Genomic DNA, 17,717 nt, shown 5'->3' on the forward strand with positions numbered 1-17,717 from the left:
ACTGCAAGGTACCCAATATTTGTAATGGCCATATCCTCAGACTCACAATTTGATGATCTGATCCCCTCTTCTGCGGATACAGAAGCGGCTACCCAGTCGCGATCGCTCCTCGGTATTCTCTGTCTAGGGTTGTATTTTCTATTCACCCTCATGCCGGACAGCCACAGCATTATGGTGGCGTGGCCCTGGGTGTTTGTATGGCAATTGGCCTGGCTTTGTCCCGTCCTTTGGTTAGTGGGACAGCTCTGGCAACGTTCCCCCATCCCTCGTTTACAGCAAGGGCTAGATTGGCTCGCTGCTTTGGCCGTGATTGGCCTGCTTCTATCGACAATTTTGGCCGTATTTCCCAACCAAGCGCGTTGGTACACGGGAGCTGCCCTGGGTGGGATAGCTGCCCTTTACTGCATCAATGCCTGGACACAAACACCCCTGCGCCGTCAGCGATTGCTGGTGACCCAAGGGATAGTGAGTGTTGGTTTCATTGTCACTAGTCTGTTTCTGTGGGTGAGCCAGACATTATTGCCAGAGTTGAATCGACTCCAATCTCTTCAACAAGTAGGAGTGCAAGCCAGCTATAACTTCTCAACCTTAGAACTGCGCAATTGGGCTCCCTTTGGTCATCAAAACTATGTGGCTGGCTATTTAGTTCTGGCCCTGCCCCTTTTATTTGGACTGGGGTGGACCCATCCTCGTTGGCGATGGTGGTGGTTTGGCAGCTTTGGGTTAGGCCTGATCGATCTCTACACCACTAGTTCTAGAGGAGGTTGGTTGGGGCTTTTGGTGGCCGGTGTTTATTTGGGATTGGTCCTCTTTCGGCAACAGGGACTGAACCGTCGCTGGTTAATGGGTGGAACCTTGGCCAGCCTGGGAATTGTTGTCGTTTTAGTCCTTGCCAACAATCGCCTCAGCAGTCAAATCAGTAATTTCTTGCAAGGCCGTTCTGGTGGAGATATGGCCTATCGATTGATTACCCATGTGGCAGGCTGGAAGATGGGGCTTCAACAACCTGTGACGGGGATGGGACCAGGAAGTGTCCCCTTGGCCTATCAGGCCTATCGACCTCACTGGGCGGGCTTAGAAGCAGAACATGCCTATCAGCTCCATGGAACTTTGCCGCAACTCTGGGCCGAGCTAGGTTTAGGGGGGATTGTCCCTTTTGTTCTCTTGGTGGCGTGGCTGGTTTGGCAAGGTGGGCGATACATTACCCGAGCAGCGACACATCAATCTAATTTATTGCCCCAAAGTTTGCTCGCTGGGCTTTTAGGCTACAGTCTTGTTTCCCTCACGGACTACCAGTTAGACAATATTGGCATTAGTGGTTTCATTATCATTAGCCTAGGTTGCCTCGCTGGCTTTATGGGTACGGCAAACGAGGCAACCCAAGCTCATGCGCCCTCTGATAAACGGATCAAATCAATGGCAGGTGTTCTTCTAGGGATTGTCTTGGCCTTTGGAATATCGGTCATGCCCATCCATGCTGCTTGGCAGTTGTCTAACCAAGGATTTGCCGCTTTAGATCAGCAAGAGATCGACCAATTTCGCCAGCGCCTGGGAGATGCCCAAGCTAAGGTCCCATGGGATCCTTATTATTCCTACCAGTTAGGATGGAACTTGGGAGAAATGGGATTTAAAACAAAGGATCCCAAGTTACGAAATTATCTGATTCAAACGGCTACTCAGCATTTTATCCAAGGCAATCAGGCGACTCCTGATCAAGAATTTGGCCATACCAATTTAGGGTGGCTTTACCTACAGATTGATCCACAGAAAGCGACCCAAGAATTTGCCCAGTCTGCAGAATTAGTGCCTGCAAAACGAGGGGTCTTTTTTGGTTTGGGTCTGAGTTTATTAGGTCAGGGCCAAACGGATCTCGCCGTGCAAGCCATGACCTTAGAATGCCTGCGCAATCCCATTTGGATCACGAGTCCCGCTTGGAAGTCACCCCCCTTGCAGTCTATTTATGCTCCGGTCCTTGCTAACTTAGAGCAGAGCTATGACCAATTGCTCCAAGGGCATCAGCATTTGGATGATTTGAATACCCATCTTCATAAAGGTAGAGGCAGTTTGCAGTGGTGGAGTGGCGACTTCGAGGGTGCTCAAGCCGATCTCGACACCTATGGTAGCCCCCTCAGTCGAGCTTTGGTAGAGGTGGCTCAGAGTAAGCCAGGAGATCCCATTGAGATTTCTCCAGAATTATCGAAGGCCTCTCGCAATATCATCCAAGCTTGGGTCATGCCGGATCAACGAGCGTCATTGTTGACTCAGGCCTGGCAGAGGGGAACTGGTACGAAAGAGACGAAGCAACTAGTGCAAATTACTTTAGACAGTATGCAGAAGGCTCGAATCTTCCAAGAATGGTTACAAGACTATCCCATCGTGCGCAAATACCATCGACAACGATCTGGTTTTGGGGTTTTGAGTCGTCATACTGATGGTCCTAATCCGACAGACTTTTTTCTGGTCATTGATAATGTAGTTATGACCGAAATTTTTAATAACATGATGCCTGTGCCTGAATATTTCCCTGATTTAGATCGGGCCTTGCAAGAGCGCCGTAATGCTTTGTTGTCAGAGGTTGAAGCCATATCAGAGAATGCTATGCTGACCTCATCGCTGATTCAAAGTGGTGCAATGGATTAGAACCATCTCATCCTCTGTTGCAATCTGTAAACCTAATTTTTAATTGCGCTATTCTTCGGAGAATAACCCCATGAGTGAACCCAGCGATCAGGTCCCTATGAAAGATGCCACCCCTAGCGATCCTAATCGGGTTGAAGAATTCAAACTCAGCAGTGGCTCAGTGATGGATAAGGTAAAAGAGCTTGTCAAAAAAGGTAATGTCCGCAAAATTATCATTAAAACCGATGCCGGACGTTCCTTAATGGAGATTCCCCTTTCCGTAGGCATGGGGGTTGGCGCTGTCGGCATCATCACAGCTCCCTTATTGACCGTGTTGGGAGTCGTGGGTGTTTTCGCAGCACGCCTTACTATTGTTATAGAGAAATCGCTGGAATAGTTAAGGACTGGAATGGAATTTCAAACGCAAGCTCAGCAAGAGTGCCACACCAAAGTTGCCGGTTGGATGGACAAACTCTTTGAGCAAATCCCTTGGGAGAAACTAGATGAGCCTGGTTTTGGCCTGTTTATGGGCTCAGCATGGGTGGAGGTGCGCGTTTATCCCTGGCAAGAAGATAGTGTCATCAATATTCGCTCTACCGTTGTCTCAGGTGCGAAGATGGCTGCTGATTTGCAGGCTCATCTATTGCGTGAAAACGCAGCAATGCGGTTTGGTGCTTTTTCTGTGAATGATGCAGGTGACATCCTGTTTGAGCATACGATTGTGGGTTCAACTTGTGACCCCAATGAGTTAGAAGCCTCTGTGCATGCGGTCTTGGCTGCTGCCGATAATTACGACGATCAGATTGTTGAGCGTTGGGGCGGGGAGCGGGCTTTGGACCGGAATCCTTGAAGATGGCTCACAAAGACTGTTCGGCCAGTGTCTAACGGCGTGAAGGAGCCAGACATTGGCCGAAAACACTAATATTGATGGAATTGGAACATGAAGCTATCCACCAAGAGACTCCTATTCGTTGGGATTTTCTTGCTAGCTTGTGTGGGCTTATATGGTGTGTTTAGCAAGCTGGGATTAGTTTTTTCCCTCACTCATTTTCCTGAGGTTTTATGTGGTGAAAAGTGTGCTCCTAAGGGATTACATCAGCCTCCCGTGGGCGATGGCCTGATCAATGGAGATCAGGCCATCGCAACCCTCATGAATCTCTCTACCCTAGACTCTGAAAAAATCACCCTTCTGATCGAAAAATCTAAATTTAGACTGACCGTTTACTACGATCAAAAACCCCTCAAGTCCTATCCTGTGGTGTTGGGTAGTGCACCGACAGGAGACAAGTTACGAGAAGGCGATCGCAAAACACCCGAAGGTCTGTTTCAAATCCAAGACAAATATCCCCATCCCAGCTGGTCAAAATTTCTCTGGATTAATTATCCAACCGCCGACTCTTGGCGCAAACACCTGGACGCCAAACGTCAGGGCAAAATCAAGGTTAGCGATACCGTTGGTAGCGAAATTGGTATTCATGGGGTGCCAGTCGGATCGAATCATTTAGTGGATCAGCGTCAGAACTGGACTTGGGGCTGTATTTCTCTCAAAAATCAAGATGTGGATGAGTTATATGGAGTTGTGAGCAAAGGGACTTGGATTGAGATTTTGCCTTAGCTGTATAGAAGGCATCTCTGTCCCTACCAATCTGTTGGCTGAGAAATCTTGAATCCGCTAGCCGTGCTTGATGAATTAGAGGGACAGCGATATTTGTAGGCTGTTTTTGAAGTCAGAATTTGTCGGTTCTTAGACGGACATTTGATGCTTATGGTTAGGTGGTGAAAGTATAGATCCTACATTCAGCAGGCTAGCTAGCAGAGCAGATAATATTTTTTACAGCCCTTCCCAAGGAACGGCAAGATAAGTTGCTGCCTGCTGTTGAGCTTGATGAGATGCTTGGCACCATCAAGCCAAACTAAATGGACGGCCTGAAAGCATTGGAGAATCCAACGTAACGTAGGTTTCATAGTTTGTTTCCCCTTCTGATTAGGGAGAGTTGTTTGTACTTGTTCTAGTGCATTTCTTAACTGTCGTTGTCCTAAGCTGTAGACCATCAAACACAAGGCCATGATCATGGCTAAGGCAGCGATACGCCGAGGTGTCTTCAGGAAAACACTAGAGGCAAAGAAGAGTGGATCTTTGATAAAGCGAAAGCCTCCTTCACACGCCTGCTGGTTCTTATACTCGCGCAGAATATCATCATTGCTCCATTGCTCTTGTTCCAAGAGATTGGTGGCTAAGATGAAACGACCTGCTTGCCGCCGATAGCGTTCGATGACTGGCTCATTGAGGGTTAAGGTAGCCTCAATAGAATAGGTGTAGTGAGTCACAACCGTTGCTTTTGTCGGTCGTCCAGCCTTTGAATAATGAGGTTTTTTGTGGATTTTGAGATCGTCAAGGGTGTGATACCTGAGGATTTTGCCAAAATCTTGGGCTGCAGCTAAAGCATCTGCAGGGCACAAGAAGGTCTGTTTGCAGAGGGTTTTAAGTGCAGTAGTTTTTTGGCTAAACGCCTGATCAATCCGCTTTTGCACTTGTTTGAGTCCAGAGTCTCTGCGAGCTTTACTTTCAACCACCAGCCACCGTTGTTGAATCTCTCCATAGGTACTACATACTTCGACAAAGCTATAGCCGTTGAGAGCACTGGGGTGAAACTGTGAACCCGGCAGCCCTTGTAATAAGTCTTGGGCTGCCGTTGAACTTGCTGGAACTCGGCTAATCCAAGATGTACTTCCTAATGCTTGCAGATTGTCGGCACTGTAGAGGGCACTATCAGCAACAATCACCTCTGGCTGTTGCTGACTCCACTGTTGCTTAAATTCATGGATGATAGGCACAAACGTACTTTTGTCCGCATCATTACCGTTGCCCACTTGTAAAAATAAAGGAATACCCCCGTCCCCACTCACCAGTAGGTTCAATACAAACTGCTTGAGATCACGACGATTGTCCCGTGAGTAGCCGTAGGTGATTTTCACGGGTATCGGCTCCTCTGATTCAGCCAGTGCAGGGGAGGGGGACTCAGGTGCAGAGGGGGATTCGTCTGACGCCTCAACCTGTGGTTTATCTAAGTATTGCCCCTCAACACTAAGGCTTGTCGCATCTAGATGCGCACACCTTAGAGCTACATCGAATTTCTGAACGACTGCCATTGCCACATGGATAAATATCTGGGTCACACCATAGGCATAGAGCTTGTCGAGGACTCGACCGATACGGGTATCGTTGAGGTGCTCTGGCAGTACACCTTGACCGAGTAAGTGCTCGGTTGCTTTGCTTTCGAAAAACTCACTAAATAAGTACAATGGAGCACTCAAAAAGCCCATACCATTTAGAATCAGGGCTTTGACAACTTGACCACAACTAACATTCTCTTGCTCGTGAGTACCTAATAATCGATCCACTATTTCGACAATGCCGATCTCATCGACGATACCGGCAATAATACCGAGATGGTCAATATCCTGAACGTCTATCTCTTGAGGTGAATACATGGACTTGCGTTGAGAGACAACCTCAAAATTATCCCTTGATGGTTAGTACCTGCTGAATGTCGGATAGATATATATTTTGTTCGTTTTAGCATCGATACCAATCCAGCCGTGAATCCGTTGGGTGTAAGGACGCAGCTTAAATAATTCCAAGGAAGAATATTCAGCAACATTTACCCACCAATCTGGTGACGCTTGGGGGGCAACATAGTCAGGCTGAACTTTAAGGGGCAACAGCTTACCTCGCCAAGCAGACAAATCGTCGGGTTTGATCTCCAACATGCCAAATGACACATAATCGCTGGGTCCTAACTGGTTGTCCCCAATTTGTTCTTCAAGAAAGTAGGCATTTTGCAATGGGCTGGGGAGCGGCTCTTGCGTGACTAACAGCTTAGTGACGGTTGCAATCCGTTCAGATTTTGGACCTTCTATTTCGCTAACTGTGACAGGAGCAGACTTTGTGGAAAACCCCGGCTGGCAGGCTGTGATTAGCATAGAGCCTAAAATCGTTAGTATTTTTTGCCACATCCATCCTGTTCTCCTGGCTGGATTGAGTCACGGGGTATTTGGCCAGCTCAGCACAACCCATAACTCATCCTGTTCTCTCCACGATAACAACAGGAAATTTAATTTTAGGTATAAAGTGCGGTTTTATTAGGTGTCTTAGCTGAAATGATAGGTATGAAATGGGCTTATATTGGCTGTCTAAGTCATTTGCCCAATTCCGCTAGCCGCTTATCGAGCAGCATCAAAAAGGGTTTAATGTGATCTTGATCGGGGGTGTAGTAAAGGTTGGCATTGCCCCGGTCCGTATCCTCCCAAAATTTAGGTTGGGATGCCCGTAAGCGATCGCAGGTTTTCTTAATCCGCTTTCGAAAGGCCTTGTCCCCCAGAACGGCTATATCATCCAGGATGTCGGCGATGATACAGTCCACAAAATCATACTTTTGCTCTTTGAGATAAAACAGAGCTAAACAAATTTGCAGCGTGCGGACGCCACTATTGAGGTGGGGGTGGTTGAGGCTATCTGTTTCAATCGCTGGTGGCCGATCGACGAGTAGCATCTCTCCCAGCAGCTGTTTTTGAATCTCTTCAGACCATTGTTGTTGATGGACTAGCACCAAGATTTTTTTCATCTCGGCTGCCACCACATCCACAATGAAATACATGGCAGAACTGGTCCGACCATAGCCATAGGCTTCATTGCCATAAAGACGCAGGTAATAGAAGCTCTGCCAGGAATGATGGAGGCGGTGGTGGGTGACTAGGTTTTCAATAAAAGCCCGATAGTGAAAGGCCAAATTATAGAGATTGCGAGCTTCATTATGTTTGACTCCATGTTTAAGGGCAAACCGGAACATGGTGTTAAAGCGAACAATAATCACCTCTAAGAGCTGGTCATCTTTCAGTTCAATCGCTTTCAGGCCAATATTGCTCATTTCCGAGGCACAGAGCGAGGCTAAATCAAACTCTGAATCATCCAAGAGATGGACATAGATATTCCCCAGGAGGCGAAAGCATTTCTGCTCATAAAACGTTTTGCTCCGTTCTACATCCTCGAATTGATCAATCAGAGTTTTGAAGGAAATATCAGAGCAAACCGTATGCCCCACCTGGAAAAACTTGGGGTTAATGTTGGGCTTTGTAGTGATGAACGTCTGAATCATCAGACTAATATTTTGAATGGCTTGGGCTTTGGGCTCTTTAAAGGTCAGGTATTCCAGCAAATTGCCTAATTGATTCAAAGACTCTAGCAGGCGGCGCTGGCATTCTTCTCGATAGGCATTGTTGTGAAGGAGTCGGTTGACGGAAGACCGCCTCAGTTTGTGGATATTGGCAATATGGGTATCTACAATCTTGCGAATCACCGTAATGGGCTGAATGCTTTTCAGGACATAGAAAATATAGGGAAAAGCAATGATGATTGACGCTGGTAGAAAGATATAGAGGTTTAGTATCAGGCTGGCGGGTCTGATGCTGGCTGTGTCTTGGTAATACTTGATCAGTAGCGCATGACTCCCCCCGATCATCAGGAACCAAATGTAGGTCAAGCTCACCCAATCCCGCATGTAGAGTTCTGCAATTTTGGGAATGGTTTGGGCGGCGACGGAGATGGCAATCACCAATGTCCCTAGGGTCAGGGCGATCAGAGATAGCCACACTTCAGGGGCAAAGCCAATATCAAGCGTCTCTAAAAAATTCGGATAAACCAGCCAGATTTGCGCAAGGGTTTGCGTTGAAATAGCAAATAGGCGGGTGCAGATGATATCGATGGAGATAAATCCCGCCAGCACCGTTAGAAAAGACAATAGGGAACGGTGCTTAGAACCGAGGGCAATGATTCGATGCAGCAGATAAAGGATTTTTAGATCCACGGGTCAGCGGAGTCTCCTTTAAACGACTATCCGCTCCCAATCGGAACAAACTGTTTAGCAAAGCTAGGGCAGTCTGAAAAATTGGGAGCGGTCTAGCGGATCATTCAAGTTAAAGTCTGACTGCCGAAAGAACTCCGACATTAACTACTAGGTAGTTGATCAGAGAACAGTCTCGGCGCACAGCCGACCTAGCTTAACTTGATGACCCTGCATTATACTACTATCTTGCATGGGCATCACCTCCTTAATCCCTGGACGGTTTATTCTCAAACACATCAAGTGTGGAATGGTTTTAAGATAGCACATCTATCTGAGAGTGCAACTGCCAAACGCTTAAACGGATTCTTCTAAGAAGAAAACTGCAGCCACGCTAAGCGAGTGCCGGGATAAAAGTGAGCCAGAATTTGCTGGTAATTATATTGTCGTTGAGCCAATTGATTGGCGCCATTTTGGCTCATGCCAAACCCTTTATGAACCTCTCGTACAATTTGATCCGAGGCTGCGTAGAGAGATTCCACCACTGCGCCGTTGTGGGATAGCACAATGCCTGCGGTTTCTTCGACCGCAGCTAAGGTAGAACCCGTTTCGGTTTCGATGCCTTTATAGGCTTGCCATCGTTGAGTATCCCCCAGATCAAATAAGGGATTCGCTGGACGTGCAATATGGGCGAGAGCGTAGGAGCGGGCGGCAATCGCCTGAGATTTAAGGGCTTCCAGGGGCCATGATGCCGGCATCTCTGAACCCACAACGCTATAGAGGTAGGACTCCATATCGAGATGGTTGACGCCTGTGAGTTTGCCGTTATTGGCAATCACCTGGACGGCTCCTCGGTACCAACGACCCGAAACATAGACGAGACCTGTGGCAGATTCAGGTTTAATCCACACGACGTTGGGAGCATTCTGAGAGCCAATGCGCATCTGTCCGCCTTGGACCATAAAGTTCTCGGCGGCGGCAGGCACTAGTTTTTTGACGGCTTGACCTTGCTGATCAACCACGGTGGCGGGGGTGGAGGATCCAATGACTAAGTAGGAGGACTGCTGTGCGATCGCAACTCGAATCGGAACTCGGGGGGACGCTTGAGTGGGTTTTGGAGGTAACGCCAGCGCCTTCACCTGATTGGCCTGATATGAAGAGGCCTTGCTCGTAGATTTTGGGAAAGGCGCAGCTGGCTTGGTCTTCGTAGGAGGTGCGGAAACAGGGCTCTTTATCGCTGCACTTGGAGGCGGTTGCGTCGGCACCAAAGTGGTTAACTCTGGTGTTGGAATGACTGGTGCTGAAGGTCTGACGGGTTGAACGCTTGATGTTGATCGGACTGTAGTTTGACGATCACAGCTACCCGCGATGAGCCCTCCAAGACTGATGGTCAGCAATAGAACAGCACTGGGAACAGAGCTGAACCCAAAAATCTTAAATTGAGAGCAAATCATATCAATAGAGATTAAAGATATTCAAAATAAGTCTTTTATCTTCTTTATTCTATCGTTTGAAGCCTTTATCATGATTTTATACGGAGAATTAGAAAAAGAAGAGGTATAGACTTATTCCTAAAGTGCCCGGTCATATTCAAGAACAGGTCAATCGCATCCACTCGATGTATCGAAATACAAGTTCATTATTTCTTGGATGCAAATATTAAAAAAATAAGTATATATTGCAAGATATTTTCTTCAAAAACAGAGGAAAAGCGTTATACAGCATCAATCTGCAAAGCTTTATATAGAGATCTCATCAATTGTTAAGAAACGCACCAAAAATGAGACTCACAAGAGGACAATGAGAGTAATAAAAGACTTTTAGTTAAATTCCTTTGTGTTTTAGCTCAGTTTTTAACTGATCCCCTGTGTGTTTTTCGATTAAGCCTCATGAATAAGTATTGGTTTAATATCTCTAGATCCTCATCTCAGAGGGGAAAACGGTATAAAAGGTTACCGATTTATCTACTGAGTGTCTTGGCTTTTGTCAAGGTTGGAGTTGTTACATCCCTCTGTGCCCAGGCTCAATCAACGTTCAAGGGCGTGAAGCAGAATTCCAATAATGCTGTCGCTGTTTCACTTCCTCAATCTCCCCTCAAAGATGGCGTTCACCTATTTGGACAAGCGCGGGAACCTGGAAAGTTTCAAACTGAGTACTTGATCTTTAAGACGAAGCGTAATCGGGTCATTGGAGCCTTTTTTATGCCGTCTTCTTCCTTTGATTGCTTTGCGGGTAATTTGCAGGGTGGGCAGTTGACCCTATCGATTTTAGAAAGTTATGAGCAGCAGACCTATGAGCATAGTGTCAACTTAAATCAGTACTATGCCATCCAGCAGATCAACAATAACGACATGCGCATTCTTGATGTTTGTGCGGTTCACTCCGGCCATACTGCCCAAGAACCATAAGGGACTAACGCAGCGCTAAAGTTGCATCTAAGGTTAAATCGAGATCTTGTTTGGCATCGATGACAACCACTTCTACTTTTTCGCGTCGACCGAGCAACCAGCCTCCTAAAGCACCGGCACCTGCTCCACCTAGAACTTCTAGAACGCCGACATCGCCAAAGATCTCAGACAAGACCCCCGCCGCTGCACCACCCACTAGTGCGCCCTGCCAAATGCGATCGTTATTGCCTTTACGAATTTCTTCTTTGCGAGTGATCACATCAGATGTAGCATCGATATCCTGCCGGTCGCGGTTAGTCAAGATTAAGGTATTGGCAATAAACTGAGTCCCCTCTCCACTGGGCTCCAGTTGACCCGCAATGCGACTGCCTCGGGGAATCAAGATCGTGCCTCTAGAGTTACGGACATTCTCGACCACCGTCAACGTCACAGGCAACGTTTCATCGGGCTTGAGAATGATTCGCTCAGCGCCTTGGTAGGCAGCAGGAATCACCGTGCCGGAGCTTAGGGCCACTCGGTTGGACCGGGGAAAGCTTTGGGCTTGGACTGGCAGAGCTTCCATAAGAGGTGCAACACCAGCACTACAAATCCCCAACGCCAATAGCGCTGCTAACCCGGCTTGAGAAGTTGGTCGATGAATAGTCATGGGATTGTCCTCGCATGAAATACGTTGCACTTTGTCCTTGCATACTTTGAAGACAAAGAGTTGACGAGGAATGTTCCTGACGGTTAAGGCGAATTACGATGACTCTGACTGGACATAATACTGCTCTGCTACCTGTTTAAGCCGCTGTAACTGACTCTGCATGTCTCGACGAGTCAGTTTCGCCGCAAAGGTCTGAAAACCGAAGGCAACAATCGGATTCTCCATCCGAAACTCAAACCGATTAATCAAACGAGTGCCCCCAATCTCGGGTTGGCATTGCCAGCGATCCCGTCCTTGGAAAAAACCGTCAAAAGCCCAAACCACAAGCCCCTCCTGCCGTTCAATCACACGACTCTGTAATGTAGGATTGAGCAGCGGGATGCGAATCATAAAGCGGGTTTGGCTATCTAGCTGTGAACTCCATTCCCCTACCGGTTCACACTTTAGAAGGGGGTTGAGCCAACGATGCATCAGCTCTTGGTCGGTAATCGTTTGATCGACGATGGCAATCGGGGCATCGATGTAGACAGATTGTTCAAATGTGGTTGTGTCTGCCATATTCAGTAGAAAAACGGTTGGCAATTGCTGAATCAAACACGATGTTAAAACAAGCAAACGTTGTGCGGCGCTGCATCGTGCAATAGCCTTGGCAATCTTACTTTAGAGTATGTAGGGGCGCTTGGGTACTGAATTCTCTTGGGTTCGATGAATCTGAGGTCTTCAGATCAAGAATGATTGCCGACACATTGGCTGTAGATTTGCCATAATCATCCAAACTATCGTTCAGCCGTGGAATAGCGATTCACCATAGGAGACAGTTTTGAATTTTTCACGACGCCATTTCCTCTCTATTGCGGGAGCAAGCTTAACGGGAACTCTCATCAGTGCTCCCCTATCGCGCCTATTTACCCGAGTAGCAAACGGTTTATCCATTCACACTGAAGGATATGGTCCGCTGATTCCCGACCCCAACAGACTCCTAGATTTACCTCGTGGCTTTCAATATCGAGCGTTTTCCCATACTGGAGAACGGATGAGCGATGGTTTTCCAGTGCCTGCGAAACATGATGGAATGGCAGCCTTTCCTGGCCCCAACAATACGACTATTCTGATTCGTAATCATGAATTAAGTCCGAACCAGACCCCATCTGTACAGGGGGGCAATGCTTATGATTCGCAATGTACTGGAGGGACAACCACCCTGGTGCTGAATGCCCAGCGTCAGTTAATCCGGCACTATGCCTCTCTGACCGGTACCTATCGCAACTGTGCCGGTGGACCCACCCCTTGGGGATCGTGGATTAGTTGCGAAGAGAATACGTCCACGCCAGAGAGCGACCCGGCGGTTAGCAAGCGGCATGGCTATAACTTCGAAGTGCCGATTCAAGCCACGGGACCAGTTGAACCCAAACCACTAGTGGCAATGGGGCGCTTTAATCATGAAGCGGTTGCCATCGACCCTGATAGCAATATTGTCTACCAAACAGAAGATCGTGGAGATGGGCTGTTCTATCGTTTCCGTCCCCAGAAACCGCAAAATTTGCAGGCTGGGGGAGTGCTCGAAGCTTTGAAAATTAAAGGGCAACCTCAACTCAATACCAAACAGGATATTCCTGTTGGTCAACCGCTGCCTGTGGAATGGGTGCGAATTGAAAATCCTGATCCATTAACCGATACCGTGCGAGCGGAGGGATATGCCAAAGGTGCTGCTCTGTTTAGCCGTGGGGAAGGCATTTGTCTGGGTAAAGGCGAGGCGTTGTTCTGTTGTACGAGCGGGGGTGTTGCTAGCCTCGGCCAAATCTGGCGGTATACCCCAGATGCCGACGGGGGTACCTTGACCTTATTTGTTGAGCCCAATAATCCAGGAGTCTTGGACTATCCTGATAACTTAACGATGGCTCCTTTTGGCGATCTGTTCCTGTGTGAGGATGGGCGAGGTGAACAATTTATTCGAGGTATCAATCAACAGGGACAACTCTATTCATTTGCCCGGAATGCCTTAAATGATAAAGAGCTAGCAGGCGCCTGTTTTTCAACTAATCCCTTGACGCTATTTGTGAATATCCAGACCCCTGGGATAACCTTTGCTATTTGGGGACCTTTTGCTCAGGCTTAGATTTAAAACTTTGGATGTGATCAAAACAATTTGGCTGAATAAATATAAACTGGTGAAGAAAAAAGATCACATCGAGTGTCAAAATTCGGCAATATTGGGTCAAGATTATGCGAAAAGCATGTCTTTTGGATCTGAAAGTAGAACAGCTTTATATCTGTGGCCTAGCCGTCTTGATATCGATCACCATGGTTACCAGAGCCTTATGTTTTAAATAGTTATAAACAGCTGATGTTATCTCTAAGGTATGGATACCAATAAGTCTGTATAACTACTCACTTTATGCGCCTAAGTTTGAGATGACGAGATGCATTAACGCTTCTTGTTTTACCCTAGTCCCATTGACTGCATGGATTCAGAAACCAATCTTTCTTCGCTACAACTGACCTGCCCTATTTGCGACCAAAGCAGTGTGCGCTTATTTCGCAAGAATAGCTATTGGATACGAGAATGCGATCGCTGTCATCACCAATTTGCAGAAGAACAACCCACTGCCAAAGGTGTTAGCCAAATATATGACGGCCAGTATTTTCAGGGGGATGGCCCCGGCTATATCGATTACTTAGCGGAAGCCGAATTATTGCAACAACTCGGCCAATATTACGCAGATAGATTGGCGTATTATGTGTTGCCTGGCACCGTTTTGGATGTGGGGGCTGCTGCTGGCTTTATTCTCAAAGGGCTGATGGATTCGGGATGGCGGGGAGAAGGGCTAGAGCCGAATCCCCGCATTGCTGAATTTGGTCAGCAGCAGTTGGGATTAAAAATGACCGTGGGCACCCTCGAAAACTATCCCACATCCGATCGGTTTGAGCTGGTGATGATGGTGCAAGTGATCCAACATTTCTACAATTTGAAACTAGCGCTGCATACCGCCAGTATGGTGACGAAACCCGGAGGGTATTGGTTGATTGAAACATGGGATCGCTCCAGTCTACTGGCTCGGATGCGAGGCCAAAATTGGCATGCCTATACGCCCCCGAGTCGTTCCCATTGGTTTTCGCCCCCCGAATTAGAACGCCTCGTTGCCCAATATGGGTTTCGGGAAGTGGCGCGGGGCAGCCCTAGCAAGTGGATGAATGGTCAGTATCGGAAATCGGTATTGCGATACCAACTGATGGATAAGGCTTGGGGAAAGGCCGTCGCCCAAGGCTTGAATTTGATGCCTGACCAAATGAAAACCCCCTATATAGGCGGCGATATCTTTTGGGGTCTCTATCAAAAAGCCGTTTAAGGTGGGCTGCACCGCTGCCGTTTCTGCGGGATTTTTAAAGTGACGACTGGGGTCAAACTGCACTTTGGTATGGTGCACAATAAAGTGATGCTTGCCCAATTTACTTTCATTTGAGGTGTCCATGGCCACTGATAATCCCACTAACTCTGAGAAAGACAAAGCCCTAGGCGTTGTGCTGAATCAAATCGAGCGCACCTTTGGTAAGGGATCGATCATGCGCCTGGGAGATGCCGCCCAGATGAAAGTGGAGACGATTTCTAGTGGTGCCTTAACCCTTGATTTAGCTTTAGGCGGCGGCCTGCCCAAAGGCCGGGTGATTGAGATTTATGGCCCTGAAAGTTCCGGTAAAACGACCTTGGCTTTGCATGCGATCGCAGAAGTGCAGCGATCCGGCGGTATTGCCGCGTTCGTCGATGCTGAGCATGCCCTTGATCCCACCTATGCCTCAGCTCTTGGGGTAGATACAGAGAACTTACTCGTCGCCCAACCTGATACTGGAGAATCTGCTTTAGAAATTGTCGATCAGCTGGTTCGCTCTACAGCAGTGGATATTGTCGTCATTGACTCTGTAGCGGCCCTAGTTCCCCGAGCTGAAATTGAGGGGGATATGGGCGATTCCCACATGGGACTGCAGGCCCGCCTGATGAGCCAGGCCCTACGAAAAATTACCGGCAACATTGGTCGTACTGGTTGTACAGTGGTATTTCTCAACCAGCTTCGCCAAAAAATTGGTGTCACCTATGGCAACCCTGAAGTCACCACGGGGGGTAATGCCCTTAAGTTCTATGCTTCCGTACGTCTAGATATTCGCCGCATCCAGACCTTGAAAAAAGGAACAGAAGAGTTTGGGATTCGAGCCAAGGTCAAAGTGGTTAAAAATAAGGTGGCTCCTCCTTTTCGGATTGGAGAGTTTGACATTATTTTTGGTCAAGGCATTTCTACCCTCGGTTGCCTATTAGATATGGCTGAAGAAACTGAGATCCTGATTCGCAAAGGGGCTTGGTATAGCTATAACGGCGAAAATATTGGCCAAGGTCGAGACAATACCGTTCGTTATATGCAAGATAATCCCGAGTTCACAGAATCTCTAACTCAGCAGGTGAGAGCCAAGCTAGATACGGGAGCGGAAGTCTCGGCTAATACCGTCGCTTCCACGAAAAAAGGAAAAAAAGCGAAATCCGAGTAGGCCAGGTTCTATCTATTCCCGGCAACGCTTTGACTTTCTGACATTATCCGTCAATCTTCTGTGCGCCCGGCTGACCATTCTTGATTTGAAAGGACGCCAATGTGCGCACGGGTGCTCCTGGCTTTTCCACCTGATCCACCACTCGCAACTGGGTGGTCCACTGTTCGGGGGTTACCTCACACACTACATAGCCTCGATACCGGCTCTCAAAGAACTTAATGTGGGGGTTCACTTTTAAGGCCAAGGTAAATAAGTCAGGGTTGGGGCCACGGGAGCTGATCGACGTGCCCACAATCTCCGTTGCAACCACGGGGGATTGCGAATCTTGAAAATCTGATTTCAAGTCGGTGACCCAAAATGAGTGGATATCGCCACCAATGACCACAGGGTTCTTGGGTTGATATTGGGTGATGCCCTTGAAGATGCGATCGCGGGTGGCAGCATAGCCATCCCAGCCATCGGTCCAGTGCCCAGCCAGTGGGCCTATCCCTTGGTTCAATTCAGCCATCAACATTTGCTGAGCAATGACTGTCCAACCCGTAGACGAATTTTTTAACCCATCCAACAGCCAGTCTTCTTGCTCAAATCCTAATAATGAGCGCTTTGGATCCAAGCGCTCGGCACAATTGAAAACGACCTGCCCCCCTCCTTTCCCGTTCTGATCACAGGCTTGATCATCACGATATTGGCGAGTGTCTAGGCAGTGGAATTCAGCTAAATCACCAAAGCGAAAGCGTCGATAGAGCTGTAAGTGATCACCTTGGGGTTGGGCGGTGGGGCGTAAGGGTAGATGTTCATAATAAGCTTGATATGCTGCTTGCCGACGACGTCGAAAAACAGCTGGATCTGCAAAGTCCTGAGACTCATTATTGGCATAATCATTTTCAACTTCATGATCATCCCAAATGCAGATAAAAGGGAATGCTGCATGGGCCGCTTGTAAGTGCGGATCACTTTTGTACAGGGCATAGCGCCAACGATAGCTCTTGAGATCGACTGGATTGGGACCGACATGTTGGCGGGGACGACCAGATCGTGACTTCCCTTCATAGATGTAGTCCCCCAAATGCAGCACTAAATCCAACTCCTCTTGGGCCAAGTGCTGATAGGCCGTGTAATGGCCATATTCATAGTGCTGACAAGAAACGTAGGCAAACTTGAGTTGTTTGGCCTGAGACTCTAGGGCTGGCATGGTACGGGTCCGACCAATGGGACTGATTTCATCTCCTGCTTGGAACTGATACCAATACCACTGACCTGGAGATAAATTCTCCACCACCACATGCACCGAATGCCCCCACTGTGGAACGGCTTGGACGGTTCCCTGTTGAATGACCTGTGTCATCTGGGCATCCGTCGCAATTTTCCATTGAACGGGAATTGCAACGGCAGGTATGGGTTGCCCAGATAACGGATTGGGGGCTAGCCGAGTCCATAACACGACACTATTCGACTCTGGGTCACCCGAAGCCACCCCTAAGCTAAAGGGATAAGCAGAAAACTTGGGCTGTGCTAGCAGAGGCAGCCGTTGGTCAGACCAGAGGACCCATCCCATGGCACCACCAGCAGTCAACAAAAATTGCCTACGGTTGAACATGCTTACGTCTCTAAAAGTGTAAAATTTGGCTATCAATACTTTGATGCAAATTTGAGGCTGAGGTTGCTTGGATT

The 17,717-nt window shown here is 47.9% G+C and carries 15 protein-coding genes; 8 read left to right on the plus strand and 7 right to left on the minus strand.

All coding sequences use genetic code 11. The features are described from left to right. Window positions 1-24 precede the first annotated feature (24 nt). The 4 genes from I1H34_RS01960 to I1H34_RS01975 all read left to right on the plus strand — a co-directional run bounded on the left by I1H34_RS01960 (window position 25) and on the right by I1H34_RS01975 (window position 4,234). Window positions 25-2,640, plus strand: coding sequence for an O-antigen ligase family protein (locus tag I1H34_RS01960; RefSeq protein ID WP_212664102.1), 2,616 nt, complete (start codon window positions 25-27; stop codon window positions 2,638-2,640). Between the two features lie 70 nt (window positions 2,641-2,710). Then, complete coding sequence (locus tag I1H34_RS01965; RefSeq protein WP_212664103.1) at window positions 2,711-3,016, plus strand: DUF4342 domain-containing protein; 306 nt, start codon at window positions 2,711-2,713, stop codon at window positions 3,014-3,016. A 12-nt stretch (window positions 3,017-3,028) separates the two neighbouring features. Continuing rightward, window positions 3,029-3,469, plus strand: a complete 441-nt coding sequence (locus tag I1H34_RS01970) for a T3SS (YopN, CesT) and YbjN peptide-binding chaperone 1 (protein WP_212664104.1) — start codon at window positions 3,029-3,031, stop codon at window positions 3,467-3,469. A 90-nt stretch (window positions 3,470-3,559) separates the two neighbouring features. Continuing rightward, window positions 3,560-4,234 (plus strand): L,D-transpeptidase family protein, encoded by a 675-nt coding sequence (locus tag I1H34_RS01975; protein ID WP_212664105.1) that lies wholly within the window; start codon window positions 3,560-3,562, stop codon window positions 4,232-4,234. Between the two features lie 194 nt (window positions 4,235-4,428). On the opposite strand, the gene I1H34_RS01980 is transcribed toward I1H34_RS01975, so the two are convergent. From I1H34_RS01980 to I1H34_RS01995, 4 genes are all read right to left on the minus strand, one after another. Further along, window positions 4,429-6,111: an IS1634 family transposase gene (locus I1H34_RS01980; protein ID WP_212661850.1), complete on the minus strand. Its 1,683-nt coding sequence runs from the start codon at window positions 6,109-6,111 to the stop codon at window positions 4,429-4,431. A gap of 42 nt (window positions 6,112-6,153) precedes the next feature. Further along, window positions 6,154-6,603, minus strand: coding sequence for a hypothetical protein (locus I1H34_RS01985; RefSeq protein ID WP_212664106.1), 450 nt, complete (start codon window positions 6,601-6,603; stop codon window positions 6,154-6,156). Window positions 6,604-6,818: 215 nt separating this feature from the next. Then, entirely contained in the window at window positions 6,819-8,483 is a 1,665-nt protein-coding gene (locus tag I1H34_RS01990; protein WP_212664107.1) for a hypothetical protein, read from the minus strand. A 347-nt stretch (window positions 8,484-8,830) separates the two neighbouring features. Continuing rightward, window positions 8,831-9,913 carry a SpoIID/LytB domain-containing protein gene (locus I1H34_RS01995; protein WP_212664108.1) on the minus strand — a complete coding sequence of 361 codons (1,083 nt, stop codon included), beginning with the start codon at window positions 9,911-9,913 and terminating at the stop codon, window positions 8,831-8,833. 435 nt (window positions 9,914-10,348) lie between these two features. On the opposite strand from I1H34_RS01995, the gene I1H34_RS02000 reads away from it, so the two are divergent. Continuing rightward, window positions 10,349-10,867 carry a hypothetical protein gene (locus tag I1H34_RS02000; RefSeq protein ID WP_235107004.1) on the plus strand — a complete coding sequence of 173 codons (519 nt, stop codon included), beginning with the start codon at window positions 10,349-10,351 and terminating at the stop codon, window positions 10,865-10,867. 4 nt (window positions 10,868-10,871) lie between these two features. Here the strand turns inward: I1H34_RS02000 and I1H34_RS02005 are convergent, their stop codons facing one another. Together I1H34_RS02005 and I1H34_RS02010 are read right to left on the minus strand one after the other, a co-directional pair. After that, window positions 10,872-11,513, minus strand: a complete 642-nt coding sequence (locus I1H34_RS02005; protein ID WP_212664109.1) for a TraB/TrbI/VirB10 family type IV secretion system protein — start codon at window positions 11,511-11,513, stop codon at window positions 10,872-10,874. A gap of 93 nt (window positions 11,514-11,606) precedes the next feature. Next, window positions 11,607-12,071 carry an SRPBCC family protein gene (locus tag I1H34_RS02010; protein WP_212664110.1) on the minus strand — a complete coding sequence of 155 codons (465 nt, stop codon included), beginning with the start codon at window positions 12,069-12,071 and terminating at the stop codon, window positions 11,607-11,609. 262 nt (window positions 12,072-12,333) lie between these two features. On the opposite strand from I1H34_RS02010, the gene I1H34_RS02015 reads away from it, so the two are divergent. From I1H34_RS02015 to recA, 3 genes are all read left to right on the plus strand, one after another. Next, window positions 12,334-13,629 carry an alkaline phosphatase PhoX gene (locus I1H34_RS02015; protein WP_212664111.1) on the plus strand — a complete coding sequence of 432 codons (1,296 nt, stop codon included), beginning with the start codon at window positions 12,334-12,336 and terminating at the stop codon, window positions 13,627-13,629. A gap of 346 nt (window positions 13,630-13,975) precedes the next feature. After that, complete coding sequence (locus I1H34_RS02020) at window positions 13,976-14,860, plus strand: class I SAM-dependent methyltransferase (protein WP_212664112.1); 885 nt, start codon at window positions 13,976-13,978, stop codon at window positions 14,858-14,860. Between the two features lie 121 nt (window positions 14,861-14,981). Then, on the plus strand, window positions 14,982-16,046 hold the full coding sequence (recA, locus tag I1H34_RS02025; RefSeq protein WP_212664113.1) for a recombinase RecA: 1,065 nt from the start codon (window positions 14,982-14,984) through the stop codon (window positions 16,044-16,046). A 43-nt stretch (window positions 16,047-16,089) separates the two neighbouring features. On the opposite strand, the gene I1H34_RS02030 is transcribed toward recA, so the two are convergent. After that, the gene (locus I1H34_RS02030) at window positions 16,090-17,643 is read right to left on the minus strand and encodes an alkaline phosphatase D family protein (protein WP_212664114.1); all 1,554 of its coding nucleotides are present in this window, start codon (window positions 17,641-17,643) and stop codon (window positions 16,090-16,092) included. Window positions 17,644-17,717: the final 74 nt, after the last annotated feature.

Source organism: Acaryochloris marina S15 (genome assembly GCF_018336915.1).
GTDB lineage: Bacteria > Cyanobacteriota > Cyanobacteriia > Thermosynechococcales > Thermosynechococcaceae > Acaryochloris > Acaryochloris marina_A.

Excerpts from the sequence above, each read along its gene's own strand:
- I1H34_RS01975 (WP_212664105.1), top strand. The coding sequence starts at position 3,560 with ATGAAGCTATCCACCAAGAGACTCCTATTCGTTGGGATTTTCTTGCTA.
- I1H34_RS02005 (WP_212664109.1), bottom strand. The coding sequence starts at position 11,513 with ATGACTATTCATCGACCAACTTCTCAAGCCGGGTTAGCAGCGCTATTG.
- I1H34_RS01980 (WP_212661850.1), bottom strand. The coding sequence starts at position 6,111 with ATGTATTCACCTCAAGAGATAGACGTTCAGGATATTGACCATCTCGGT.
- I1H34_RS02000 (WP_235107004.1), top strand. The coding sequence starts at position 10,349 with ATGAATAAGTATTGGTTTAATATCTCTAGATCCTCATCTCAGAGGGGA.
- I1H34_RS01995 (WP_212664108.1), bottom strand. The coding sequence starts at position 9,913 with ATGATTTGCTCTCAATTTAAGATTTTTGGGTTCAGCTCTGTTCCCAGT.
- I1H34_RS02020 (WP_212664112.1), top strand. The coding sequence starts at position 13,976 with ATGGATTCAGAAACCAATCTTTCTTCGCTACAACTGACCTGCCCTATT.
- I1H34_RS01965 (WP_212664103.1), top strand. The coding sequence starts at position 2,711 with ATGAGTGAACCCAGCGATCAGGTCCCTATGAAAGATGCCACCCCTAGC.
- I1H34_RS01960 (WP_212664102.1), top strand. The coding sequence starts at position 25 with ATGGCCATATCCTCAGACTCACAATTTGATGATCTGATCCCCTCTTCT.
- I1H34_RS02010 (WP_212664110.1), bottom strand. The coding sequence starts at position 12,071 with ATGGCAGACACAACCACATTTGAACAATCTGTCTACATCGATGCCCCG.
- recA (WP_212664113.1), top strand. The coding sequence starts at position 14,982 with ATGGCCACTGATAATCCCACTAACTCTGAGAAAGACAAAGCCCTAGGC.
- I1H34_RS01985 (WP_212664106.1), bottom strand. The coding sequence starts at position 6,603 with ATGCTAATCACAGCCTGCCAGCCGGGGTTTTCCACAAAGTCTGCTCCT.
- I1H34_RS02030 (WP_212664114.1), bottom strand. The coding sequence starts at position 17,643 with ATGTTCAACCGTAGGCAATTTTTGTTGACTGCTGGTGGTGCCATGGGA.
- I1H34_RS01970 (WP_212664104.1), top strand. The coding sequence starts at position 3,029 with ATGGAATTTCAAACGCAAGCTCAGCAAGAGTGCCACACCAAAGTTGCC.